Source organism: Desulfosalsimonas sp., assembly GCF_055149105.1.
In genome coordinates this window covers 1-23,690 of the sequence record NZ_JBSRLA010000032.1, presented here as the reverse complement: position 1 = coordinate 23,690, position 23,690 = coordinate 1, and the positions used below count along the sequence as shown (strand labels likewise).

Genomic DNA, 23,690 nt, shown 5'->3' with positions numbered 1-23,690 from the left:
GCAGTTATAATAATCAGGACTTAAAAACACCATGGCCATTGTACTTGCCGGCGCGGCCGGCAAAGTGCGGAAACCCGGAGAATGAAATCATCCATGAAACGCGCAAGCGCCCAGATATCCTGCGGACTCAAGATTGCCGGCCGTCCGGAGCACTTTGTGGACAGTGCCCCGGAACCCGAAACCGTGGCATCCGCGCCTGAACGCATCCCCCTGCTAAAGGCCCGGCTGCTGAAATCCAAGGGCGACCGGGTGCGCATCGGCACACCGCTTTACGAGGACAAGCAAAACACTGACATTGTATTTGCCGCCCCCGGGGCCGGAGAAATCCAGGATATTGTCTACGGTCCCCGGCGGGTGATCCGCGAGATTGTGATCCGGCTTGACAAAGAGCAGACCACTGAAGATTTCACCCCGTATCCGGCCGATAAGCTCGGCCGGCTCAATGCCGGGGCGCTGAAGGAAATCCTTTTAAAAGGCGGGGTCTGGCCGCTTATCCGGGACCTTGTCTACCGGAAGGTGGCAGATCCGGGCCAAAGTCCTGCAGCCATCTGGATTGCGGCCACCAACCAGGACCCGTTTCACCCGCCGCCGGACACCTGGCTGCAAAGTCCTGAAGACAAACGTTTTTTCCAGACCGGCATCAAAGCCCTGGAAATTTTATGCAGCAATGTGTTTGTCTGCTGCGCCAAGGATGCGTCCCTTGGGGATGAACAAATTGAAAGCCGGGTCACCCACAGGGTTTCAGGAGGATATCCCTTTGATGATCCGGCAGTGGTCCATTATCATGCCAAGACCCGGCCGGAGGACAATCATGCCTGGTTTGCAGGCGGCCAGGATGTGCGCCTGCTCGGCGAGTTTCTGGAAACCGGGAGATTTCCGGTCCGGCGCACGGTGGCCGTGTCCGGAAAATCCGTCCATGGCCGGTACCGGCATACCCGCATCGGCGCACCGTTGGGCATTCTGGCCGATCCCGGAGAAAGCTCCGGCTGCAGATGGATTGCCGGTGGTTTGTTCCGGGGCTATTCCAGCGGTCCGGATTTTCATCTCGGCTTGTATGAAACCGCTGTGGGCATTATCACGGAATCGGCAAAGCGGGAGATGTTGGGATTTATGCGGCCGGGATGGAACAAGCCCACGTGCTCGCGCACGTTTCTGTCTGTTTTCAATCCCCGGCCTTTGCCCGTGGATGCCGACATGCACGGATCCGGGCGTGCCTGCGTGAACTGCGGCAACTGCACCCGGGCCTGCCCGGTCAACATTTTACCCCAGTTCACCTATAAATGCATCCGGGCCGGGGAAATCGAGGAGGCCCTTTCCCACGGCATGCTCGACTGTGTGGAATGCGGGCTGTGCTCCTATGTGTGCCCGTCGAAAATCGAACTGTGCCAGACCTTTCAGGAAACCAAACAGGCCTATTTCAGGCAGCGGATTTAGCCAATGGGATGGATTGAGAAAAATTTGCGCAAAATATTTGACGCGCCCCGCAAGCATTTCGAGTCCGGGGGCCGGCTGGAAAAACTGGGCCCATTGTTTGAAGCCATTGAAGACGTGTTTTTCTTTCCCGCAGAGGCCACCAAAAACCGCCCTTTGGTGCGCGACAGCCTGGACCTGAAACGTTTCATGAGCTCTGTGCTCGTGGCCCTGATCCCGCCGCTGCTTTTCGGCATCTACAACACCGGATACCACAGCCGCCTGGCATCTGAGATGTCCACGGCGTTTATGCCGTCATTTACCACGGGTCTGGGCATTGTCCTGCCCATTATCCTGGTGTCCTACGCAGTGGGTCTTTTCTGGGAGCTTTTGTTTGCCGCCATCCGAAAACATCCCATTAGCGAGGGATTTCTGGTCACGGGCCTGCTTTTTCCCCTGACCCTGCCGCCGACCATCCCTCTGTGGCAGGTGGCTGCGGGCATCACCTTTGGGGTGGTTATCGGAAAAGAAGTGTTCGGGGGAACCGGCAGAAACCTGTTTAACCCGGCGTTGACAGCAAGGGCGTTTGTTTTTTTCGCCTACCCGGCCCAGCTGTCGGGAAATGCCGTATGGGTGGCGGCAAAAGAAAAAGCCGCCGGCGCCGTGGATGCGGTCACCGGCCCCACGCCCCTGGCTGTGACCGAACTTCAGGCCCCGTTTAACAATATTCAGGAAATGCTCACCGATCAGGGCTACACCTTTGCAACCCTGTTTTGGGGCCAGTACCCGGGAACCATCGGCGGCACATCAGCCTTTTGCGCTCTTCTGGGGGCCGGACTTCTCATATTGCTCGGCATTGCCAGCTACCGCACCATACTGGCAGCAGTGGCCGGCCTTCTGGCCACCGGATTCCTGCTCAACCTGGCGGCATCCCCGAACACACTGCCCTGGTTTTCGGTCAATCCCTTCTATCACCTGGTGGCCGGCGGCTTTGCCTTTGGAGCAGCCTACATGGCCACAGATCCAGTCACCGCACCGGGCACGGACCGGGCCAAATGGATCTACGGCTTTCTCATCGGGGTGCTGACCGTGCTGATCCGGGTGGTCAACCCGGCGTTTCCCGAGGGCGTGATGCTGGCGATTTTGTTTATGAACATGTTTGCCCCGCTTCTGGAGTACACCGAAATCCGGCTGCGGGTAAAAAAAAGGATTCCCCATGCCTGAGACCATCAAATCCATCGGCTTTGCCCTGGGCATGTGCCTGGTCTGCGGGCTTTTGCTGACTGCCGCGGCAACCGGGCTGCAGCCGATGCAGGAAAAAAACCGGCTCAGTGACCGGCAGAAAAACGTCCTTTACACCGTGGATCTGGCATCCCGGGACAAGGCTTACACCCCTGAGCAGATCCGGGACATATACGAAAAAAACATTGATGAAATCCGGGTGTCTGCCGCCGGCGAAATTGCAGAACCCGCGGAAGAAGGGGCCGGGCAGGACGGACAGATTCTGACCATCTATCTGTATACAAAAAACGCAGAGATCGAAAACTATATCATCCCCATTGAAAGCCAGGGCCTGTGGGGCAAAATTTACGGCTACATGGCCCTGGAAAACGACGGTTCCACCGTGGCCGGCTTTACGGTCTATGAGCACTCCGAAACCCCGGGCCTTGGCGGGGAAATCGAAAAACAGTGGTTCCAGGAAAATTTTGAAGGCAAAAAAATCGTGGACCGCTCCGGGGGTTTCGTGGCCGTGCAGATTGCCAAGGGAGACGTGGACAAACGGGTGCCGGAGGAAAAAGAGCCCCATTACGTCGACGGCATCAGCGGGGCCACCCTCACGGGCCGGTATCTCTCCGAAGGGCTTGAAAAAACCCTTTCCAGGTATGAACCGGTATCTTTGTGCTTTCGCAAACAGCGCCTGAGCTGTCGTCTTCAGGAGCCAACTGACTCGGGGGACAAATGAAACTGACCCGTACCAAAGCATTTAAGACATTTGCCGGACCGGCCTGGTATGAAAACCCCATTAACATGCAGATGCTGGGCATCTGCTCGGCACTGGCCGTGACCGTGCAGTTAAAGACCGCCTTTGTCATGACCCTTGCCATGACGTTTGTGGTCAGCTTGTCGAATCTGATCATTTCCCTGCTGCGAAACGTAATTCCCGGCAATATCCGCATTATCGTGGAATTGGCGGTGATTGCCTCCCTGGTGATCCTGGCAGACGAATTTCTGCGGGCCTATTATTTTGAAATCAGCAAGCTTTTATCGGTATTTGTGGGCCTGATCATCACCAACTGCATCATCCTGGGCCGGGCCGAGGGCTTTGCCCTTTCCAATCCCCCGCACCTGGCATTTATTGACGGGCTGGGAAACGGGGTGGGCTACGGATCTGTGCTGATGAGCGTGGCCCTGATCCGGGAGCTGTTTGGCTCGGGAAGCATTTTTGGATACACTGTGGTACCCGAACGTCTGTATGCGGCCGGATACGAGGACATGGGGCTAATGCTGCTGGCGCCTGCGGCCTTTATCATCATCGGGCTGATGGCCTGGCTACAGAAATACCTTGTTAATTCAAGAAAATAGCGAAAAAAGGGTATGGTCGAACTTCTCAGCCTGTTTTTAAATTCCGTTTTTGCCGGCAACATTCTGCTGGCCTATTTTCTGGGCATGTGCTCGTTTGTGGCGGTGTCAAAAAACATCGAGACCGCCGTGGGCCTGGGCTTTGCGGTTATTTTTGTGCTCACCGTGACAACGCCCATTAACTGGCTGATATTCCACGGACTGCTGGCACCGGGCGCCCTGGCCTGGGCCGGGCTGCCGGATGTGGATCTGAGCTTTTTAAAGCTCATCATATTTATCTCGGTGATTGCCGCCATGGTCCAGGCCATTGAGATAATCATCGACCGGTTCTCCGCTGCCCTGTATGCGGGCCTGGGCATTTTTCTGCCCCTGATTGCGGTCAATTGCGCCATTCTGGGCGGCTCGCTGTTTATGGTGGAGCGCAACATGACCTTTATCGAATCGGTGGTCTTCGGCTTTGGCGCGGGTGTGGGCTGGATGCTGGCCATTGTGGCCATGGCCGCAGCGCGCATCAAGCTGCGCTACGCGGATCTGCCAAGCGGGCTGGAGGGATTTGCCATTACCATGATTGTTACCGGACTGATGGCCATGGCCTTTATGCTGTTTTCCGGCATTACCATGTAACACGGGGGGATCTTGATTTACCTGATCAGCATCGGCACATTTTCCGGGGTCATTCTGGTACTGGTGACGTTGCTGCTGCTCGTGGAATCCCGGGTGGCCCGCAAGGGTCAGCAGCAGATCGTCATCAACGAGGACAAACAAAACCCGGTTTCAGCCAAAGCCGGCACATCGCTTCTGGCGGCCCTAAACCAAAACCAGATCTACCTGCCATCGGCCTGCGGCGGCAGCGGTTCCTGCGGCCAGTGCAAGTGCCGGGTGGTTGCCGGCGGCGGCGATATTTTGCCCACGGAACTGCCCCATCTGTCCCGGGGGGAAAAGCAGGACAACGTGCGCCTGTCCTGCCAGTTAAAAATCCGCCAGGACATGGAAATCGAAATTCCACCGGAAATCTTTGCCATTGAAAAATACGAAGGCACCGTGGCCTCCAATCAAAGCATCGGCACCTTTATAAAGGAACTGGCTGTGAACATCGACCAGGACCGGGCCATTGAATTTGAGGCCGGCCAGTACATGCAGATCGATATTCCGCCCTTTCAGGTGTCATTTTCCGACTTTGAGATTGAACAGCCCTTTAAGCAGGCCTGGGACCAGTATGACCTGTGGAGCCTTGAGGCTGTGAGCGAAGAGCCCGTATACAGGGCCTACAGCCTTGCCAATCCCCCGTTTGAAGCAAATCCGCTGATGTTTACCATCCGCATTGCCACCCCGCCGCCGGACCAGCCCGGCGCACCCCCGGGTGTGGGCTCATCCTATATTTTCAGTCTCAAGCCCGGCGACCGGGTGAGCTTAAGCGGTCCGTTCGGTGATTTCCGGGTGGCAGACAGCCGGCGGGAGATGTGTTTTATCGGCGGAGGCGCGGGCATGGCCCCCCTGCGCGGCCAGATCCGCCAGCTGCTGCTGTCCGTGAAAACCCACCGGCCCATGACCTTCTGGTACGGCGCCAGAAACCGCCAGGAAATGCTCTATGACGAAGAGTTCAAAAAACTCGACAAAGAATTTGACCATTTCGCCTATCACGTGGCCTTGTCCGACCCCCTGCCCGAAGACGAGTGGGACGGGATGACCGGGTTTATCCACCAGAGCCTGGAGGCGCATTTTCTCCAGTCCCACCCGGATCCCTCGGAGGTGGAATACTATCTCTGCGGCCCGCCCATGATGCTAAGGGCCTGTCTGGAGACCCTGGACAGCTACGGCGTGGAACCCGAAATGATCGCCTTTGACGAGTTCTGATCCTGCCGGCCATGTGGTGGGGGCTGAGGGCGATCCGCCCGAGTTTTTAAAATTCCAGCCAAAGCCCCGGGACGATCGCCGAAACCGAGCCGCAGACAGACAAATCACACCTGCCCCCCCACATGCGAAAACCGTCCCAAATCGCTCGCTTTGCAGGCAGAACGCCTTTGAAAAGAGTCTCCTACATCCGGGCGATAACACTGGTGGGCAGGATCTTTAGCAGTCTGGCCACCACGGCCCAGGGCCAGGCCGGCACAAATGCGGATCGGGTCTTTTTTTCGATCCGGTCGGCAATGATCCGGGCGCCTTTTTCAAGGGAAATCAAAAAGGGCCGGTTTTTGAGCATGTTGTTTAAGGGCGTGTCAATATAGCCGGGATACAGCACTGTAACATCAATGTTTTTGCCCGGGGTCTCAGCCCGCAAAGCTTCGAGATAAACCGCAATGCCGGCCTTGGAGGCCGAATAGGCCGAGCTTTTGGGCATGCCCCGCAGGGCGGCCACAGAGGAGATGCCCACCACGTGCCCGCCGCCCCTGGCCAGAAAATAGGCCACAGCCGCATCCACCGTGGCCATGGCACCTATCAGGTTGACCGCAACGGTTTTGCGGGCCTTGTCAAACTCGTTTCCCCCGATGCGCTCGCCCAAACCCACACCTGCGTTGGCAAAAACAATATCCACACCCCCGAGTTCTTCTGCCAGCTCGGCAAAAACCGGCGCCACCCGGTCTGTATCGGCCACATCCAGGGCCCGGACAGCCACGGGCACGCTTATTTTTTTTTGCTTGATTTCATCGCGCAGCTGTTCCAGGTTTTCCACCCGCCGGGCCGCCAGAGCCAGGCCATATCCGCGTGCCGCCATCTCCAGGGCCACGGCCCGGCCGATCCCTGAAGACGCGCCGGTGATAAAAATTTTTTTTGTCATGCAAACCTCCTGTGAGAATGTCTGAAAACCCGCAAAGCCACAAAAGCGTTGACACAACCGCCATGTTTGTCTTATTTAACACAACAACATTGATTTTTTACAGATTTTTTCAAATTGCATATTTTTTTGTCCCTTTTTGATCCAGCGGGTCTGATGATACGCGAGCGGCACCGGGCAAGTGCCGCCTGCACCGGAGAATTGCATATTGGCAGCGGAAAAGGACATTTCCTCCACAGAAAAACTATTAAACATTATCCGCAGCAAAGATTCCGGACCGGTCAACCCGGTTGCAGACACTCCTCCGCCCGGCCTGTGGCAGCGGATCCGGACAAAGCTGCAGTCCTCAGGGGCAAAAGATGTCACAGGGGTTGAATTTTTCCGGGATACCATAAATATGGTGCGCATGGGCCGGGACAAATCCGGCTGGCACCCGGTACAGGCCATGCAGACTGCCTTCCCGGAAGACATGGACCTTGAACACCCCCAATTGCCCTCATTTCTCAAAACCCAACTTCAACGCATTGATCCCGGAAAAGAATCCCGCCTGTGGATCGGCCTGCCGCCTTCCCGGGGCGAAAGTTGGAATGTGGAGGTCCCCAGGGTCAAAAGGAGCCTGACCAACGCGGTCTACTGGTCTGCCAGAAAGGAGCGGACCTTTGACGAAAACGAGTATTTTTTTGATTACCGGATCCGGGATCAGGCAGCCGGCCACCAGACCCAAAAGCTGGCTGCGGAGGTCTGCATCGCATCTGTGCGCGATATCCGCATGTATCAAAAAATTTTTTCAAAAGCCGGATACCCGCCTGCCGGCATCACATTGCCGGCATTTTCCATACAAAACCTTTTGGCCCGCAACTGGCTCAATCCCGGTGAAGAAGCCTATGCGGTCCTTTATATCGGCGAGGATTCCTCCTACATTGAAACCCACGGCCGGCACATTCCCTTGTTTAAACGGGTGATCAAAACCGGAAGAGACAGCATTCTTGACGCCCTGGCAGCCAGCGCCGCAAGCCAGGGGCCGGCTGAAGCAGAAGCGGAGCCCGCAACTGCAACTGAACGGAAAAAAGCAGCACAATTCCTGCACCAGCCTGCCAGATCGACTGATGCCGACCTGTTGGAAAAAATCCAGCCGGCCCTGGAACGAATCGCCCGGCAGTTGGAAAGAACCATCGATCATTCGGTCAACGTGCAGGGCAATCCCGCACCGGAATGCATCTACATCTGTGGCGCAATCGCCCGGCTGCCCGGGCTTGCGGAATTTTTCAACGAACAGCTGGCCATCCGGGCTGTGATCATGGATATACCGGATCATGCGGCCGCCGCCGGACCGGAACCCATTTTTTCAGACCCGGAGGTTCGGACCAGTCTTGTCTCTACCATGGGCATGGCCATGCCCGGGCCGGACACGATCAACTTTTTGCATACCGCCATGGACATGGACCGGGAAAAGCGGGCCATGCGCAGCACCAATGCGGTGGCTGCCGGATGCGCACTCTTGTTTGTGGCCACGGCCGCCTGGTGGTGGTCTACCATAGACAAACTGGAGCAGGCCAGGGACAAGACCGCAGCCATTGAACAAAAACTGGAAGCGTTTTCACCCAGGCTTTCAGCAGCGGATCTCATCGAGCTGACCGAAGAGATCCAGGGGAAAAAAGACGAGCTTCGCCAATACAGCCGCAAACTTTATCCCGTGGCGGTTTTCAGGGAAATCAGCCGCATGACACCCGAGGGCATCAAACTGCTGTCCGTGCGCCTGGGAGGTTTCTCCCCGCAAGGTTCAGGGGGCGGGGACTCCGGTGGTCCGGATCTGATCATAGACGGCTTTGTCCCAAATGACCCGGCCATGAATGAAACCCGGCTTACCGGATACCTGCTCACCCTCCGGCGCTCGGCCGTGTTCAATGACCCGGTTGTGACAAAAAGCGGGTCAGAAACCCTGGCTTCCGGTGAAAATGTATACCGGTTTACCCTGAACATGAAGATTTCAGGCTTGTGATATGAAACAGTGGCTTCAAATCCGTGCAAACAGAAGATCCCTGGCTTACATCCTGTTTAGTGCCGTGGTGCTTGGCACCATGATCGCCGCCGGCATACTTCCGGCCCGGCAGCAGACCGCTGAAACCCGAAAAAAGGCCCGGCATCTGGAAGCAGAGATTGAAAAGCAGCAAATTTTCCATCCCTTATACCAGGATCTCAAACAGCAGGCCCGGGACACCAGGCTTCCCCCGGCCGTGACAGGGACTGCAGCCAAAAGCAAAGCACGGGTGCCGGGCATTGACAATGCCTCCCGGGTTTTTGAATCCATGGCCCGGGCCGCGGGCATGAAAAACCCGGTTTTTTCTCCGGAGCCGGGATCCATGAAGGGCAACGACGACAGCCTGATGATAAGCGGCCGATTTGAGGGCGATTATGCAGATCTAAGAAATTTTTTGCTCCGCATGCTCATGGCACCCGAATTTGAGCGCATTCAATGGCTGGAGGCAAAAAGCGGCACACAGTATCCGGAATACCGGATGGGTTTCTGGATTTCACTCCAATAAGCAACGCCAGGCACAACCAATGGCCAAAAGGGAAAAAATACTGGTGGGACTCATGATCGCCGCCCTGTTATACGGCGGATTTGAACTGCTGTTTTCCGGGCTGGACCCGGAAAGGCCCGAATCCGGACTGGATTCGGCGCAACAGACAGCCCGGCAGGTTTCCGAACAAATCCAGCAGGCCGAACTGGAGCCGGCCCGGGCCCGTATCATCGAACTTGCCGGACAGCAGTGGGAAAATGATCCCTTTTACCAAATGCCGGAAAACCAATACCCGGTCAATACCGGCCCACAGGAAAATCCGGACACAGAAGGGTTTCGATACAGCGGCTATCTCAAAGCCGGCAATTTCGAGATGGCCATTATCAACGGAGTGGAATACGCGCCGGGAGAAAAAATTGAAACCAGAGGGGCTGTGGTGGACCGGATTTCGCCGGAAAAGGTGGTGCTCTGGTTCCCGGATACCGGAGAGCAGGCCACGGTTTTTTACAGGGATAGCCAGGGTAATCGGTAAGCGGTCGGGGTTGGGTTTTTTGCTCCTGACCGTTTTTACGGATTCAGCAAATGCCTTCGCTAAAATTTCAAAAACTCGGCCTGTCGGCCTCAAACAGTTTGAAATTTTCACGCTCCGGCATTTGCTGAATTTTTCCGTAAAAACGCTCAATGTCGCTTCAAAAACCCAACCCCGACCGCAGGGCATGCCTGGAAGCTGAAATTTTAGGAGATTTTTGTTTATGCAGCAGGATAAGGCAACAAATTTTCCCCGCAGACCCGGCGGCCGGGTCCTGATTTTTGCAGGACTGCTGGCTGCAGCGCTGCTTTTATGCCTGCAGGGCTGTGCAGGCTCTCCGGAGAAAAAAACTGCGCCTGAAAAAACGGATTTCACCCGCCAATGGCTGGAAAAGGCCGAACAGTCCAGGGGCTATTCCCCCCGGGTGGAAAAACGGGAGACCATGGAAATCGACGGCCGGATGAAAGACGCTGATCCCGTCCCCCAAGCAGCCGCAAAAGCGATGCTGCCGGATCAAAAAGTGACCCTGCATCTAAGAAACGCCCCTGTGGCCGCAGTACTGCGGGCCATGGCCAAAAGCGCTGACATCAATATCCTGGTAAACGAAACCGTTGACGGCACCATGAGTGTCAACATCGAAAATATCGCCTGGAATCAGGCATTTCAAAGCATTCTCGATTCCCGGGGCCTGACCTGGAGCCGGCAGGGCGATCTGATCCGCATTCAAAGCATGGCGGATCTGGAAAAGCAGCTGGCCCTTTCCGGTCTGCTCCAGCAAGTGGAAAACCAAAAGGATGACGCCCAAAGGGCCGGCCCCATTGTCAGCCGGATCATCCGGATCAATTACGCGGATGCCGAAAAATTAAGCGAAGTGCTCACCAAGTTTCTTCCCCGGCAAAACGGTGAAGACCAACGCGGTGCTATTTCCGTGGATACCGGCACAAACTCCCTTGTGCTGCAGGCAAGCCGCCATGATATCAACCGGATGCACCAGGTGATCCAGACCCTGGACAAGCCCAGGTCCCAGATTCTCATTGAGGCCAACATTGTTGAAGCCAACCAGGAAACCGCAAAAGAGCTGGGCATGCGCTGGAGCGGCCGGTATATCACTTCTGCGGGCACATTTGACGATTTCGGCATCACCGGCGAGCCCCGGGCACCCGAAGAATCCTTTATCGACCCGGAAGCCGGGCTTTCCCTGGGGGTTGCGGCCGGACGGTTCGGGGGAAACATTTTATACGCCCAATTGCTGGCCCTGCAGGAGGAGGGCCAGCTCAACATCCTGTCAAGCCCCTCCATTACAACAATGGACAATCAGACCGCCTACACCGAGCACGGCGAACGGATCCCCTTTGAAACCACCGATGACGAGGGCCGTCCGGAAGTGGAGTTTGAAGACGCGGTATTGCGCCTGGAAGTCACCCCGCATATCATTGACGGAAAACACATGCGCATGCGCATCAATGTCAAAAACGACGAGGTGGATTTCACCCGAACCGTGGAAGGAAACCCCGTGATCCGGGCCAAGGACACGGAAACCAACCTGGTGGTGGAAAACGGGGAGACCATCGTGATCTCCGGGCTGTCCAAACAGACCATATCAGATCTGGAAAACGGAGTGCCGGTGCTAAAAGACATCCCCCTGCTCGGCCGGCTTTTCAAGGGTACGGAAAAAAGCGAGGAAATGCAGGAGTTCATGATTTTTATCACCCTCACCATACTGGGGACCAAAACACAGTAAGGCCGAATACGGGCACTGCAGCAATGGATTATTTCAAACTGTTTCAACTGGAAAAAGAACCCTTTGCCAATACCCCGGACCCGGATTTTTTCTATCACTCCACCCGGCACACCCAGTGTTTGCAGAAAGTGGAGCTTGCCATACGGCTGCGCCGGGGCCTTTGCATTGTCTGCGGGGAGGTGGGCACGGGCAAGACCACCCTGTGCCGCCAGCTGATCCGCACCCTGGCAGATGACGCTGAAATGGATGTGCACCTGGTGCTGGATCCGGGATATGACAGCACCCAGGATTTTGCCGCAGCAATCAATGAGATGACAAACGGGGTAAAATCGGCCCGCTCCTGCGCCACTGCAGCCGAGCACAAGGAGATGATCAAAAACCATCTGTTTGAAGCCGGCGTCAATCACAATCAAAACATTGTGCTCATTATCGACGAGGGCCAGAAACTGCCCGCCGGGTGCGCGGAATTTCTGCGCGAACTTTTAAACTATGAAACCAATGACTCCAAGCTGCTCCAGATCGTTATTTTTGCCCAGAACGAAATCCATGACCTGCTGGATGCACACCCCGGTTTTGCCGACCGCATCGCCCTTTTCCACCGCCTGGAACCCCTGGATCGCAGAGAGACAAAAGAACTGATCGCCCACCGCCTCAAAAAGGCCGGCAGCAGTCCCAAACAGGGCGCAGGCCCTTATTTTACCAAAAGGGCGGTTTCCCGGATTCACCGGATCAGCCGGGGATATCCCAGAACCATCATTCACCTGGGCCACCACGTCCTGCTGCTTTTGCTCATCAAAGGCGGCACACGGGTGGATCCGGGCCTTGTCAGCCGGGCGGCCGCGGGCCTGGCCCATGTCAGAAAACAGACCCCCGGGCGGTTCAGGCCCGGAATCAAAACCCTTGCCGGGACAGCCGCAATTTGCCTGATTGCCGCAGGCATGGGTGCATACGCCCTTTGGCCGGTATTTTCCGGCCCGGAAAACCGGCAACGTGTTCCGGCAGTGTCAGAAGCCCATGTGCCTGGAGCACATCAGACCCATACCCCGGAAAAAGCATCCCCGCCGGCCGATCAAGGAATGCGGCTTGGGAACAAGCCCCCGCCCGAAGTGCTGGGCCGCATCCGGATCAATGAAAACGACAACCTCTGGGAAATGATCGGGCTGATTTACGGCACTTCAAACCCGGGAGCTTTTGTGGAAACGGTTCTCGGGTTAAACCCGCATATCAAGGACCCAAACCAGATCCGGCCCGGCCAGGAGATCCGGCTGCCGGCGGCAGGCGCGCTGCAGCCGCAGTCCAAACAGCGCTTCTGGATCGCACAGAAAACATCTGACACCCTGGACCCGGTCTACAGGCTGGCCCGGACCAAAGCAGACAACAGCCTGCGGGTGTTGAGCTACTGGGATCCGGAATCCGGAATCTGCCATGCGGTCGTGCACAGGCAAAGCTTTCCAACCCGGGACCGGGCTGCGGCAGCAATGGAGACGCTCGGCCCGGAAACAGAAAAACCGCCCTTTATCCTGGATTTAAAAAAAGACGGGCTTTTCCTGCTTTCTGCGGGTCAAGGCGCAACAAACAGATAGGATCCTATTTTGCGGAAGAAAAAACGCCTGGGCGAAATGCTCATTGAAGAAAAACTTATTTCCGAAGACCAGCTCTCCCGGGCCCTGCAGGAGCAAAAGGCCGCCGGGCAGAAGCTGGGCCAGTTTCTGGTACACAGAAACATCTGCCGGGAAGACGATATTGTCAACATGCTAAGCCGCCAGCTCAGAATTGACCGCTATGATCCGTCCAGTTATCCTCTGGATCTGGGACTGGCTGAGATCATTGATGCGGATACCGCCAAAAACAAGGGCGTGGTTCCGGTGGAAAAGCTCGGAAATGTGCTTCGGGTAGCCACCCCAGACCCCCTTGATATTGACACCCTGGATTCCCTGGAAGTGGCCACCAATCTGGAAATCGAACCGGTGGTCTGCACTGAGGCCGATTTTGAGCAGGCGTACAACGCAGTCTACGGTTTATACCGGGGCATGGATGACGTGATCAAAAGCGTGGACGATGATATCACCGCAGTTCACGGCGCAGATGACGTCCCGGCAAATGCGGACACCGACATCCACACCCTGGAGACCCAGGCCGACCAGGCGCCCGTGATCAAGCTGGTCAACTCCATTATCGCCCAGGCGGTCAACCAGAAGGCCAGTGACGTTCACTTAAGCCCGGAAAAAAACCGGGTCCAGGCCCGGTTCCGTATCGACGGCCGGCTGCGGGAAGTGCCGGCCCCGCCCAAAAAACTCATGCCCGCCCTGGTCTCGCGCATCAAGATTCTTTCCAACATGGACATCTCTGTTGCCCGAATCCCCCAGGACGGAAGGTTTACGGTCACCATGAACCGCCGGGAAATCAATATCCGGGCCTCGTGCATTCCCACCATTTACGGGGAAAATGTGGTGCTGCGCCTTTTGGACATGAACGCGGGCACCTACACTCTGGATGACCTGGGCATGAGTGCAGATGACAGGGAAAAAATGGAGGATGCGGTTATCCGGCCCTATGGCATGATCCTGTCCACCGGCCCCACGGGCTCTGGCAAAAGCACCAGCTTATATGCCATTCTCAGGCGGATCAACCAGGCTGACATCAACATCATCACCCTGGAAGACCCGGTGGAATACCGGGTGGAAGGCATCCGCCAGGTCCAGTTAAACACCCGGGCCGGCATGAGCTTTGCCTCGGGGCTGCGCTCCATTCTGCGCCAGGACCCGGACGTGATCATGGTCGGGGAGATGCGCGATGCAGAAACTGCAAGAATCGGCGTGCAGGCGGCCATGACCGGCCACCGGGTTTTGTCCACCGTGCACACCAATGATGCGGCCGGCGCCATTGCAAGGCTCATGGACATGGGCGTGGAGCCTTTTCTGATCGCATCCACCCTGCTGGTCTCCTTTGCCCAGCGACTGGTCCGCCGGGTGTGCCCGGACTGTGCACGGCCCTATACCCCGTCTGCGCAGGGCCTGCAGTCCCTTGGCATCCAGGACGTTTCCGGGTGCACTTTTTTGAAGGGCAAGGGATGCCACAAGTGCATGGACACGGGCTATCGGGGCCGCACTGCGGTATTTGAGGTCCTGCGCACAGATGATCAGGTCCGGGACATGATCATGAAGCAAGCCTCTGCCGGGGAAATCAACCAGGCCCTGGTGCGGGCCGGAAAACTGCGGACCCTGCGCGAGGATGCGGCCCAAAAGGTCTGCCAGGGGCAAACCACGGTTGAAGAAGCCCTTTCCGTGGTCATGGTATAGGAATCACAGCTTATGCATTATGCCTACAAGGCCATCAACGAAACCGGCGCCAAAACCAGCGGCACAATCGAGGCCGACAACCCCCGGGACGCCGGGGACAAGCTGGCGGCCCAGGGCCTGATCCCCATAAAAATCGTTGCCCGGGCAAACGGGGCGACAGAATCTTTGACGGAAAGAATCAATTTGCGTCTTTCCAGGGTGACGACACCGGATCTGATCATTTTCAGCAAGCAGTTTAAAACCCTTTTTAACGCCGGCATTCCCATGACCCGGCTCATGGCTATCCTGCAGGACCAGACCGAAAACATTAAACTCAAAAAAACCGCCGGTCTCATGGGGGAGGAAATCCAGACCGGGAAATCGCTCACAGAAGCCTTCCTGGACCATCCCCGGATTTTTTCACCCCTGTACTGCTCCATGGTCCAGGCCGGGGAGGCCAGCGGCCGGTTAACCGAGGTCATGGACCGGCTTATTTATCTTCTGGAACACGAGCACAAGGTCAAATCCGACATCAAAAGCGCCATGCAGTATCCGGTGATTGTGATGATCACCTTGTTTATCGCGTTTCTATTCCTGCTGACCTTTGTGGTGCCCAGGTTTGTGACCATTTTTCAAAATGCAGACATCGATCTGCCCCTTCCCACACGCATCTGTCTGGCCCTGCACCAGTGGCTGGTGGTCTACTGGCCCTTGAGCCTCGGGGTTCTGGCAGCGGTTGGCACGGCCCTGTATTTTTATATCAAAACCGATCAGGGCCGGTATTTCCGGGACTATTTTCTGCTGAAACTTCCCATTCTGGGGCCGGTGTTTCAAAAAGGGGCCATGGCCCGGTTTGCATCCATTTTTGCCATTTTGCAGACAAGCGGTGTGGGGGTGTTAAATGCGCTTCAGATTCTGGCCGGCACCATCGGAAACAGCGCCATTTCCCGGGAATTTGAACAAATCCAGCAGCAGCTGCGAGAAGGCCGGGGCATTTCCGGGCCCCTTGAAAACGCCAGGTTCTTTCCGGCCATGGTGGTGAGCATGGTGGCCATTGGCGAGGAATCCGGAAATCTCGATGACATGCTAAACCAGGTGGCGATCCATTATGACGACGAGGTGGAATATGCCGTGGGCCGCATGGCCGAAGCCCTGGGACCGGTGCTCATTGTGGCGCTGGCCGCTGTTGTGGGGTTTTTCGCCCTGGCCATTTTTCTGCCCATGTGGGATCTGGTCAAGATGGTTTAGCTGCGGGCAAACCCATGCTGATAAAGGCCTCCCGGTGACATGCCCTGCAGTGGCCTTCCAAAAAGCCATTGACAACCATATGGATTTCCAATATATTGCTAAAATATCGTAAAATTTGTATACACAAAACAAAATTTAACCAAAGATTTGGAGGTATTCATGAAAAAAACAAACCCCGTGGCCAACCAGCACGGCTTTACCCTGATCGAAATCATCGCCGTGCTCATCATCCTGGGCATCCTGGCTGCAGTGGCCGTGCCCAAATACGTGGATCTGACAGAAGAGGCTGACGAAGCAGCCGTCAATGCACAGGCTTCCAGCTTATCTTCCGGCAGCGCAATGAATTTTGCCAAATACAAACTTACTGGCGGAACCGATGGCATTGATGTTACAGGATGTACTGGCGCGGCAAGCCTTGTCGAAGACTGGGATGGCGAAAGATTCGATCTCGGCAGTTCTAGTACTAACTCTCCATTTGCCAAGTTTACACTTTTGAAAACAACGGATACAACAAATCCGACCGAAGAATGCTATGTAAGCGCGCAGTAAAAAGATAAAACGATCCAAGAACTCAAACAGCCGCATTTGCCATTCTGGCGATTGCGGCTGTTTCATTTTCAACGCAACAACACGTCCTTGCTCTTACCGATTATCGACCTAAGCTTCTCTGGATCGAATTCATAGGCGTTTAAATCATTTTCCGCTGCAATATTATTGAAAAAATTTCTCCAGGCGGTTTCTTCCTTTTCACAAAACAATTCCTGTACAAGTTGATTTCTTGCAGCAACATCTCCGGTTTGTTCATATGCCTCCAATAAAGCCGACATCAGTTCAACATTGCCCGGCATCCGGTCTTCAGCCAATTCCAGCAGCCTGACTGCCGCATCCGGCTTGCCCTCATATAGATAAGCCACGCCCATAAGCTTGTAAAAACGCCCCTCGGGCAGATCTTTTTCAAGGGCCTGCCGGGCGGCCTGAATGCAAGCTTCATAGTCGCTTTGCTTTAGCAGTGACAATGCTTTAACATAATGCAGGGTTTCTTTTTCCGGCCATCTGGAGACGGCTGTGTCCGCATAACTGTGCGCAGTTTCATAACGGCCCAGGGATGTCTCACAAAGAGCGGCATAGTACCAGGCCCGCCAGTTGCCGGGGTACATTTCCAGACTTTTTTTTATATGCACCAGTGCTTTTTCCGTATTCTGATCCGCATGAAAGTAATACCGGCCCAGATTATAATATAAAACACCCTGGTTTGATGGATTATGAAAATAATCGGCATCTTTGGCCAGCAAATAACTCTCGTAGGCCCCTTTATAATCGTTTTTTTCAAACAGGGCACTGCCCAGGTTGGTGTGCACCCGGCTCAAGCCCGGGGCTTTTTGGGCGTTGTCTGCCCAAAGGGCCACCGGGTCAGCAAAAAGCTGGTTTCGCATGTACACGGTATGGCCCTGCCCGGCCCAGACCAGGACCGCGGCCAGGGCAATGGCGGCCTGCAGCCCCCGGCGGTAGGAAAAATAATCCATGGCCCGGGCCATGAAAACCGCCACAGGCACGAAAAAAAACATGGACGGCAGGTAATTGCGGTGCTCATAGATCAGCTCCAGGGGGATAATGCTGCTTTCAATCACATGATTGATCAAAAAAAACAGGATACAGAAACACAACAAGGGATATTTGGCGCTGCGCACAAAGGCAAACACCGCAGCCGCGGCAATGCCGGCAATGGCGGCCAGGGTGGTGAACGGGGACAAAAGCCCCGTGGATATTTGAACCTCATGGATCAAGGCCAGGCGGTCTGCGGTGGGATACAACAGCTGGGATATATAAAAAAACAGAATCCGGGGCTGGGTGAGCAGGCGCTGTTCCAGGGTAAAGGGCCTTTTTTCATAGCCCTGGAGCAGGCTGGAAAAATCCGTGTACACCGCAGCCATGGCGGCCAGAAGAACCAGGGGGATGGCTGCAAAGACGAGGTTTTTGCGCAAACTGCTGCGGCTGACACCCTGGATGAGAAACAGGTCATAGAAAAACAGGGATACCGGCAGCATGGCCGCATTCTGCTTGGAAGCCATGGCGAAAATCCCGGACAACACAGCGGCGGCAAAAAATGCCGTCTTTTTGCCCCGGCCCTGGGATGTTCTGGCCGTAACATAAAAATACATGGCCATGACATAAAAAAGCCCGGCCATGGAGGCCATGCGCTGGACAATATAGGTCACCGCCGTGACCTGCACGGGATTGACAGCCCAGAAAACCGTTGCCGCAAGGGCGATAAAATAGGCATGCCGGCCGTAAGCATCTTTTAGCTGCGGCAATTGAAGGGTTTTTGCAATCAGCAGAAACAAAAACCAGGCCGCCAGCACATGAACGGCAAAATTGACCAGATGATAGCCCCAGGGATCGGTCTGGCCGAAATAATAATTCAGCCCCAGGCTCAAAAAGGCAAGGGGCCGTTTGAGCTGATGGTTTAAATTGTAAAGGGATTTTTCAGCAGACGGCCAGTCGAGCTGCTCCATGTGCACGTTTTTGTTGTCCAGGATATTGGGCGCGTCATCAAATATCCAGGTTCCGTAAAAGCTGTTGGCATACACTACAGCCAGCAGCACGAAAACAAGCCCCATGGCCGTGGTATAAGTCTTTGCCTTCCCGGATATGCTCAGATTTACCGCAAAAAAATCATTGTGCCGGTCCATACCATCCTTTCAGGTTTTTTCACACATTCCTTCTTGATCCGATAACCAACAATGACGTATAATTCCCAAAACCGAACAAAATCGGAAAATGTCTTTTCCGGCGGGTTTTGCATGTTTTGTGCGAAAAACAAAGTGCCGGGCAAGTCCGGGACCGGGGTCGGTTTTTGAAGCGACATTGAGCGTTTACGGAAAATTTCAAATTTCTTGTGTCCAGCCGGCCGGATTTTTAAAATGGATATAATAAATGCAATTGGACCATTCGTAAACGGTCAGGAGCAAAAAAACCGACCCCGGGCCCAGGACTTGCTTTTTTCAAAGCCATCGGACGGGGAAAAAGCGTTTTACAAAACCATTAAAGCCGCGTCCTTAAATTATACAATCACAGACGGCAGGTCAAACGCCGATCAAAAAAATATCAGCAAATATGGCAGGTAAATCCATGCCCCCCAAAAAACCAAGCCCTCCGGGGCCGTTTTTCGACCTGTCTGCAGCCGGATTTACCATACTGGAAATCGTGGCCGTGCTGGTGATCCTGGCCATTTTGACAACAGTGGCCGCCTCCCGGTATTGGGACACAGACGCCGCAGACACGGCCGCAGCCGGCACCCTGAAATCCCACTTGCGCTATGCCCAGCTCCGGGCCATGGGAGATACGCAAACCTGGGGCATTGCAATCAACAACAGCGCCTATACCCTGCAAAAAAACGGCACCACCGCCCCGATCCGCCTGCCGGGCGAGACCGGGGCCACAAAAAACCTCGAAAATGCAACCATCAGCCCGGCTTCCACGGTAACCTTCAGCAGTGGCCGGGGCATTCCCATAGACGGCAGTGGTCAGCCGGCGGCAAATGATCAAAACATTGATGTCGGCTCCAAAACCATTACAATTACCGCAAATACGGGCTTTGTCCCATGAACCGCAAAAACCCGGATCCAAAATTTTACACAGGCTTTCCTCCGGGGTTCCCGGACGGCAAAAACCAGGGCGTGACTCTGATTGAACTGATCATCGTGATCATGGTGCTCGGCCTGATGGCAGCCATTGTTGCCCCGTTTGCCGGTCCGGCATTAACGGGCAGCCACAGGCCCATGGAAGACCTGAATCACGCGGTGCAATTCTCCGCTGAAATGTCAGCAGTTGTTTCCGCATACAGAAACAATCCTCCCGACAGCGTGGCGGCCATGGATGCATTTGAGAACAGTTTAGCCGGCATTATTGACGGGACCATTGCATCAGTCGAAGACACCCGGATGGTGATGATGCAGCGAAACGGAACCCAATACAATGAAACAGACTGCGATGACCCGAATTCCCTTGACTGCCTGCTCAAAGTCCGTTTGCAAAGCCTGGAGAATCCGGGCGAGTCTCTAACCTATTACTTCCCATACCACAGACAATGAAGCGCTCAATGGTCGGATCATTTCCTGACAAAAAAGGTTTTACGCTGATCGAAATCATCGTGGTTCTGCTGATTCTTGGCAGCCTTGGCGTTCTTGGCGCCATGGCGTTGGTTCATATGATTGACAGCCACCAGTGGGCACGGGATAATGCGCACCTGACCCAGAAAGCCCAGGTGGCCCTGACCCGTATATCCGTGGAACTCAATTATGCCGAAAATGTCAATATCCGGGGGGGCGGCAGCCGGATCAACTATGACGCAGCATATCCGGACGGCCAAAACATTGACAACAACAACATCGGTGTCCAGGGCAACCAAAACACACTGAGACTGGCTCTCAACGGGCCGCTGCAGCAGGGCCGGGTGCTCACCGACCGGGTCACCCGGTTTGAGGTCTCCCGGCCAAACAGTCAGATGATTGAAATTGTCCTGGGCATGCAGGGTGAAAATCAGGTGGAAAAAACTTTTACAACCGCTGTGGCCCATCGGTAGCATCATAAAAGGAACCCATGCTTTTCAAAACCGCAAACACCGGATCACTGAAAAAAGCTTTTGCTTGCAGCCAGGACGGGGCGGTTCTTTTATACCTGATCGCTGTAATCCTGACAGCCGGGATTCTGGGTGCTGCCATTGTTTCCCTGACCACATCCTCCACCATGGGGGAGCTGGGATACAACCCCGCGGATCAGGCCCGGCATCTGGCCCAGTCCGGGCTGGATTACGCGGCAAGCGCCCTTGAAGCTGAGGACCCGGGAACAAGAAACCAATTCAGAAACGGCCAGATCAACCAGACGCCTTTCAACCTGGAAAACGGCCGTTTTATTCTTACCGTGACACAAGACACCAACGAAAACGATTTGTATCACATTGTTTCCGAAGCACGGGGGCAGGAGGGAACCGATTGGGAGGCCGCCTTTGTTGTAACCGGGGAGGCTGAGATCAATGGCGGCGGACCCGGCCCTCCCGGGGGCCCCATATTTTTCAGGGACCAGAACATCGACATTTTTTTCCCATTATCTTATATTATTCGGAAGGATACCCCCGAAAGTCCTGGCTATACCTGGGATGGAGAAGAACTGATTTTATATGACCAACAGGGGCGGCAGCTGACAACAATCACTGCCACCGGCCTGCTCAGATACAGTCAATTATACGGTTCTATTGGTACTGACTATGACTTCTTTGACGGCGGGGCGGTTATTGCCCAGGACGACAGCTTGACATTCTCATTTCCCGGCAATCCGGCCTACACGGAACTAACGCTTTACTTTTCCGGTTTCGGCCCTGGCGACAGGGCCGAAATACGGTTCATGTCAGAAGGGGTCACAATTGACATGCAAAACATAAACATCGCAGATATCAACGATGCGTCTGCAATCATAACATCCATTTCACCATTTGACAGCTTTACCATTACCAATATTGCCAATGGTCAAAACAGGCACTTCGGCCTCACCGGGATTGAATTCCAATAGGCTCTATTTCCCCTGTTGATACCCCTCCGGATTCATGGACTGCCAGCGCCAGGTATCAGCACACATTCGGTCAATGCCGTGCTTGGCCTGCCAGTTGAGCTCCTTTTGGGCAAGGCCGGGGTCGGCATAGCATTCGGCGATATCGCCGGGCCGGCGGCCCGTGATGCGGTAGGGGATTTTTTTGCCACAGGCGTTTTCAAATGCGGCAATCATTTCCAGCACGGAATAGCCCTGTCCCGTGCCCAGATTGTAGGTAACACAGCCGCAGTTTTGCCAGAGCTTTTCCAGGGCCCGGACATGCCCGTCTGCCAGGTCCATGACATGGATGTAATCGCGCACGCCCGTGCCGTCGGCGGTGGGATAATCATTGCCAAACACCTGCACTTCAGCCAGCCGGCCCACAGCCACGGCGCTGATATAGGGCATGAGGTTGTTGGGAATATCAGCCGGGTCCTCTCCGATCAGCCCGCTGACATGGGCGCCAACCGGGTTGAAATACCGCAGCAGGGCCACGTTCCAGCGCGGGTCTGCAGCGCTGAGATCTTTTAAAATCTGCTCGATCATCAGCTTGGTGCGGCCGTAAGGGTTAAAGGGCGCAACCGGGGCGTCTTCTTTAATGGGTACCTGGTCCGGGCTGCCATAGACCGTGGCAGAAGAGCTGAAAACCAGATCCCTGACCCCGAATTCCGCCATGACCTCGCAGAGTGCAAGGGTTGCCCCCAGGTTGTTGTCATAATAGGACAAGGGTTTTTGCACGGATTCGGCAACGCTTTTTAACCCGGCAAAATGTATCACGCATTCGATCTGTTCATTGTCAAAGATCTCTCTCAACTCCGTCTTGTTGCGCAGATCTGTTTGATAAAACGGCACACGGGTGCCGGTGATTTTTTCCACCCGAAGGACCGCTTCGGCGCTGGCATTGACCAGATTGTCGGCCACCACAGGCTTGTGACCGGCATCAATGAGTGAAACACATGTGTGGGTGCCGATGTATCCGGCCCCGCCGGTAAGCAGAATCTTCATAAAACATCCCTTTTTGACATTTTGCCTGATTATGCATTTGGATCTGGCAAAATCAGGATTTGGCTGATAAAAACCGGTCCATGGAAATCCTTTACATGGACACGCATTTTGTGGCCGTCAACAAGCCGGCCGGGCTCATGGTGCACAGAAGCCGCCTGGTACACAGAAACACCCGGTTTGCCCTCCAGATGGTGCGCGACCAGGTGGGCTGCCATGTCTACCCTGTACACCGCCTGGACAAGCCCACATCCGGAGTCCTGATTTTCGGGCTTTACCCCGGGGCCGCCGGACACCTGGCCCAATGCTTTTCAGAACGCCGGGTCAGCAAGTTCTACCTGGCCGTGGTCCGGGGATGGGCACCGGAATCGGGCATCATTGAAAAACCCCTGGCCAAATACCGGGACAAGAAAAAACGCACCAACACCATCCAGCCCGCGCTCACCCGGTTTTTGCGCCTGGGCACCATTGAACTGCCCTACCCGGTAAGCCGGTATCCCACCAGCCGCTATTCACTGGTCCTGGCCCGTCCGGAAACCGGGCGGCTCCATCAGATCCGGCGGCATCTGCATCATATCTCCCATCCGGTCATCGGAGACCAGCCCCACGGAGACGGCCGGCACAACCGGTTTTTTGCCAAAACCTTCAACTGCTCCCGGCTTTTGCTGGCAGCGGTCCGGGTGGTGTTTGACCATCCATTCACGGGTGCGGCAATCACCATTGACGCTCCTCTTGACGCTCGTTTCTGCCATGTTCTAAACAGCTTTGGCTGGCGCGCGGCCGCGGTCAAACACATTCCACAGCCCCTTCTTCCCTTGCTGACCTGATTTAATTATACGCCATTTATTTCCGCAGGGCAACAAGGATGGCGCCATCAAAAAAGTTGCTGTTTCGTGCTTGGTTTTATAATTTTCGCATGATGCCCACCCGGTGGCGGTTTGCTCCCTGCTGACCGCTTGCGCGCTCAATGCGACTCGCAAACCACCCCCGGGCCGGCATCATGGCCGACTGTGTGCAAAGTTTC

Annotated in this window: 22 protein-coding genes; 19 read left to right on the top strand and 3 right to left on the bottom strand. The window is 55.2% G+C overall.

What is annotated here, in order from left to right:
- The first annotated feature begins 81 nt into the window (after nucleotides 1-81).
- From ACTCIA_RS09275 to nqrF, 6 genes are read left to right on the top strand one after another with little or no spacing between them, the layout of a single operon-like run.
- The gene (locus ACTCIA_RS09275; RefSeq protein WP_463001531.1) at nucleotides 82-1,434 is read left to right on the top strand and encodes a 4Fe-4S dicluster domain-containing protein; all 1,353 of its coding nucleotides are present in this window, start codon (nucleotides 82-84) and stop codon (nucleotides 1,432-1,434) included.
- A 3-nt stretch (nucleotides 1,435-1,437) separates the two neighbouring features.
- Complete coding sequence (locus ACTCIA_RS09270) at nucleotides 1,438-2,634, top strand: NADH:ubiquinone reductase (Na(+)-transporting) subunit B (RefSeq protein ID WP_463001530.1); 1,197 nt, start codon at nucleotides 1,438-1,440, stop codon at nucleotides 2,632-2,634.
- Nucleotides 2,627-3,373, top strand: coding sequence for an NADH:ubiquinone reductase (Na(+)-transporting) subunit C (gene nqrC, locus ACTCIA_RS09265; protein ID WP_463001529.1), 747 nt, complete (start codon nucleotides 2,627-2,629; stop codon nucleotides 3,371-3,373). Before ACTCIA_RS09270 ends, nqrC begins: the two co-directional genes overlap by 8 nt.
- The gene (locus tag ACTCIA_RS09260; RefSeq protein WP_410267916.1) at nucleotides 3,370-3,993 is read left to right on the top strand and encodes an NADH:ubiquinone reductase (Na(+)-transporting) subunit D; all 624 of its coding nucleotides are present in this window, start codon (nucleotides 3,370-3,372) and stop codon (nucleotides 3,991-3,993) included. The genes nqrC and ACTCIA_RS09260 overlap by 4 nt, the downstream gene beginning before the upstream one ends.
- A gap of 12 nt (nucleotides 3,994-4,005) precedes the next feature.
- Nucleotides 4,006-4,614, top strand: a complete 609-nt coding sequence (gene nqrE / locus ACTCIA_RS09255) for an NADH:ubiquinone reductase (Na(+)-transporting) subunit E (RefSeq protein ID WP_463001528.1) — start codon at nucleotides 4,006-4,008, stop codon at nucleotides 4,612-4,614.
- A 12-nt stretch (nucleotides 4,615-4,626) separates the two neighbouring features.
- Nucleotides 4,627-5,844, top strand: coding sequence for an NADH:ubiquinone reductase (Na(+)-transporting) subunit F (gene nqrF / locus ACTCIA_RS09250; RefSeq protein WP_463001527.1), 1,218 nt, complete (start codon nucleotides 4,627-4,629; stop codon nucleotides 5,842-5,844).
- Nucleotides 5,845-6,025: 181 nt separating this feature from the next.
- Here the strand turns inward: nqrF and ACTCIA_RS09245 are convergent, their stop codons facing one another.
- Nucleotides 6,026-6,766 carry an SDR family oxidoreductase gene (locus ACTCIA_RS09245; RefSeq protein ID WP_463001526.1) on the bottom strand — a complete coding sequence of 247 codons (741 nt, stop codon included), beginning with the start codon at nucleotides 6,764-6,766 and terminating at the stop codon, nucleotides 6,026-6,028.
- A gap of 205 nt (nucleotides 6,767-6,971) precedes the next feature.
- Here ACTCIA_RS09245 and ACTCIA_RS09240 point away from each other — a divergent pair, with 205 nt between their 5' ends.
- The 8 genes from ACTCIA_RS09240 to ACTCIA_RS09205 all read left to right on the top strand — a co-directional run bounded on the left by ACTCIA_RS09240 (nucleotide 6,972) and on the right by ACTCIA_RS09205 (nucleotide 16,630).
- On the top strand, nucleotides 6,972-8,762 hold the full coding sequence (locus ACTCIA_RS09240) for a hypothetical protein (RefSeq protein ID WP_463001525.1): 1,791 nt from the start codon (nucleotides 6,972-6,974) through the stop codon (nucleotides 8,760-8,762).
- Between the two features lies 1 nt (nucleotide 8,763).
- On the top strand, nucleotides 8,764-9,306 hold the full coding sequence (locus tag ACTCIA_RS09235; protein WP_463001524.1) for a hypothetical protein: 543 nt from the start codon (nucleotides 8,764-8,766) through the stop codon (nucleotides 9,304-9,306).
- Nucleotides 9,307-9,325: 19 nt separating this feature from the next.
- On the top strand, nucleotides 9,326-9,817 hold the full coding sequence (locus ACTCIA_RS09230) for a hypothetical protein (protein ID WP_463001523.1): 492 nt from the start codon (nucleotides 9,326-9,328) through the stop codon (nucleotides 9,815-9,817).
- 220 nt (nucleotides 9,818-10,037) lie between these two features.
- On the top strand, nucleotides 10,038-11,555 hold the full coding sequence (gene pilQ, locus ACTCIA_RS09225; protein WP_463001522.1) for a type IV pilus secretin PilQ: 1,518 nt from the start codon (nucleotides 10,038-10,040) through the stop codon (nucleotides 11,553-11,555).
- Nucleotides 11,556-11,578: 23 nt separating this feature from the next.
- Nucleotides 11,579-13,138: an AAA family ATPase gene (locus ACTCIA_RS09220; protein ID WP_463001521.1), complete on the top strand. Its 1,560-nt coding sequence runs from the start codon at nucleotides 11,579-11,581 to the stop codon at nucleotides 13,136-13,138.
- A 9-nt stretch (nucleotides 13,139-13,147) separates the two neighbouring features.
- Complete coding sequence (locus ACTCIA_RS09215; RefSeq protein WP_463001520.1) at nucleotides 13,148-14,854, top strand: GspE/PulE family protein; 1,707 nt, start codon at nucleotides 13,148-13,150, stop codon at nucleotides 14,852-14,854.
- A 12-nt stretch (nucleotides 14,855-14,866) separates the two neighbouring features.
- Nucleotides 14,867-16,081, top strand: coding sequence for a type II secretion system F family protein (locus ACTCIA_RS09210; protein ID WP_463001519.1), 1,215 nt, complete (start codon nucleotides 14,867-14,869; stop codon nucleotides 16,079-16,081).
- Between the two features lie 159 nt (nucleotides 16,082-16,240).
- Complete coding sequence (locus tag ACTCIA_RS09205) at nucleotides 16,241-16,630, top strand: type II secretion system protein (RefSeq protein WP_463001518.1); 390 nt, start codon at nucleotides 16,241-16,243, stop codon at nucleotides 16,628-16,630.
- A gap of 68 nt (nucleotides 16,631-16,698) precedes the next feature.
- Here ACTCIA_RS09205 and ACTCIA_RS09200 read toward each other — a convergent pair whose 3' ends face one another.
- The gene (locus ACTCIA_RS09200) at nucleotides 16,699-18,771 is read right to left on the bottom strand and encodes a tetratricopeptide repeat protein (protein WP_463001517.1); all 2,073 of its coding nucleotides are present in this window, start codon (nucleotides 18,769-18,771) and stop codon (nucleotides 16,699-16,701) included.
- Between the two features lie 439 nt (nucleotides 18,772-19,210).
- Here ACTCIA_RS09200 and ACTCIA_RS09195 point away from each other — a divergent pair, with 439 nt between their 5' ends.
- Genes ACTCIA_RS09195 through ACTCIA_RS09180 form a run of 4 tightly spaced genes read left to right on the top strand, consistent with a single transcriptional unit; the run spans nucleotide 19,211 to nucleotide 21,646 of the window.
- Nucleotides 19,211-19,687 carry a pilus assembly FimT family protein gene (locus tag ACTCIA_RS09195; protein ID WP_463001516.1) on the top strand — a complete coding sequence of 159 codons (477 nt, stop codon included), beginning with the start codon at nucleotides 19,211-19,213 and terminating at the stop codon, nucleotides 19,685-19,687.
- A complete protein-coding gene (locus ACTCIA_RS09190; protein WP_463001515.1) occupies nucleotides 19,684-20,172 on the top strand; it encodes a type II secretion system protein in 489 nt (162 codons plus the stop codon). The genes ACTCIA_RS09195 and ACTCIA_RS09190 overlap by 4 nt, the downstream gene beginning before the upstream one ends.
- A gap of 8 nt (nucleotides 20,173-20,180) precedes the next feature.
- Nucleotides 20,181-20,663 carry a prepilin-type N-terminal cleavage/methylation domain-containing protein gene (locus ACTCIA_RS09185; RefSeq protein ID WP_463001514.1) on the top strand — a complete coding sequence of 161 codons (483 nt, stop codon included), beginning with the start codon at nucleotides 20,181-20,183 and terminating at the stop codon, nucleotides 20,661-20,663.
- Between the two features lie 17 nt (nucleotides 20,664-20,680).
- Nucleotides 20,681-21,646 (top strand): hypothetical protein, encoded by a 966-nt coding sequence (locus ACTCIA_RS09180; RefSeq protein ID WP_463001513.1) that lies wholly within the window; start codon nucleotides 20,681-20,683, stop codon nucleotides 21,644-21,646.
- A gap of 3 nt (nucleotides 21,647-21,649) precedes the next feature.
- On the opposite strand, the gene galE is transcribed toward ACTCIA_RS09180, so the two are convergent.
- A complete protein-coding gene (gene galE / locus ACTCIA_RS09175; RefSeq protein ID WP_463001512.1) occupies nucleotides 21,650-22,669 on the bottom strand; it encodes a UDP-glucose 4-epimerase GalE in 1,020 nt (339 codons plus the stop codon).
- Between the two features lie 59 nt (nucleotides 22,670-22,728).
- On the opposite strand from galE, the gene ACTCIA_RS09170 reads away from it, so the two are divergent.
- A complete protein-coding gene (locus ACTCIA_RS09170) occupies nucleotides 22,729-23,493 on the top strand; it encodes a pseudouridine synthase (RefSeq protein ID WP_463001511.1) in 765 nt (254 codons plus the stop codon).
- The last annotated feature ends 197 nt before the right edge of the window (nucleotides 23,494-23,690 follow it).

Excerpts from the sequence above, each read along its gene's own strand:
- ACTCIA_RS09275 (WP_463001531.1), top strand. The coding sequence starts at position 82 with ATGAAATCATCCATGAAACGCGCAAGCGCCCAGATATCCTGCGGACTC.
- ACTCIA_RS09270 (WP_463001530.1), top strand. The coding sequence starts at position 1,438 with ATGGGATGGATTGAGAAAAATTTGCGCAAAATATTTGACGCGCCCCGC.
- nqrC (WP_463001529.1), top strand. The coding sequence starts at position 2,627 with ATGCCTGAGACCATCAAATCCATCGGCTTTGCCCTGGGCATGTGCCTG.
- ACTCIA_RS09260 (WP_410267916.1), top strand. The coding sequence starts at position 3,370 with ATGAAACTGACCCGTACCAAAGCATTTAAGACATTTGCCGGACCGGCC.
- nqrE (WP_463001528.1), top strand. The coding sequence starts at position 4,006 with ATGGTCGAACTTCTCAGCCTGTTTTTAAATTCCGTTTTTGCCGGCAAC.
- ACTCIA_RS09245 (WP_463001526.1), bottom strand. The coding sequence starts at position 6,766 with ATGACAAAAAAAATTTTTATCACCGGCGCGTCTTCAGGGATCGGCCGG.
- ACTCIA_RS09235 (WP_463001524.1), top strand. The coding sequence starts at position 8,764 with ATGAAACAGTGGCTTCAAATCCGTGCAAACAGAAGATCCCTGGCTTAC.
- ACTCIA_RS09230 (WP_463001523.1), top strand. The coding sequence starts at position 9,326 with ATGGCCAAAAGGGAAAAAATACTGGTGGGACTCATGATCGCCGCCCTG.
- pilQ (WP_463001522.1), top strand. The coding sequence starts at position 10,038 with ATGCAGCAGGATAAGGCAACAAATTTTCCCCGCAGACCCGGCGGCCGG.
- ACTCIA_RS09220 (WP_463001521.1), top strand. The coding sequence starts at position 11,579 with ATGGATTATTTCAAACTGTTTCAACTGGAAAAAGAACCCTTTGCCAAT.
- ACTCIA_RS09210 (WP_463001519.1), top strand. The coding sequence starts at position 14,867 with ATGCATTATGCCTACAAGGCCATCAACGAAACCGGCGCCAAAACCAGC.
- ACTCIA_RS09205 (WP_463001518.1), top strand. The coding sequence starts at position 16,241 with ATGAAAAAAACAAACCCCGTGGCCAACCAGCACGGCTTTACCCTGATC.
- ACTCIA_RS09200 (WP_463001517.1), bottom strand. The coding sequence starts at position 18,771 with ATGGACCGGCACAATGATTTTTTTGCGGTAAATCTGAGCATATCCGGG.
- ACTCIA_RS09195 (WP_463001516.1), top strand. The coding sequence starts at position 19,211 with ATGCCCCCCAAAAAACCAAGCCCTCCGGGGCCGTTTTTCGACCTGTCT.
- ACTCIA_RS09190 (WP_463001515.1), top strand. The coding sequence starts at position 19,684 with ATGAACCGCAAAAACCCGGATCCAAAATTTTACACAGGCTTTCCTCCG.
- ACTCIA_RS09185 (WP_463001514.1), top strand. The coding sequence starts at position 20,181 with ATGGTCGGATCATTTCCTGACAAAAAAGGTTTTACGCTGATCGAAATC.
- ACTCIA_RS09180 (WP_463001513.1), top strand. The coding sequence starts at position 20,681 with ATGCTTTTCAAAACCGCAAACACCGGATCACTGAAAAAAGCTTTTGCT.
- galE (WP_463001512.1), bottom strand. The coding sequence starts at position 22,669 with ATGAAGATTCTGCTTACCGGCGGGGCCGGATACATCGGCACCCACACA.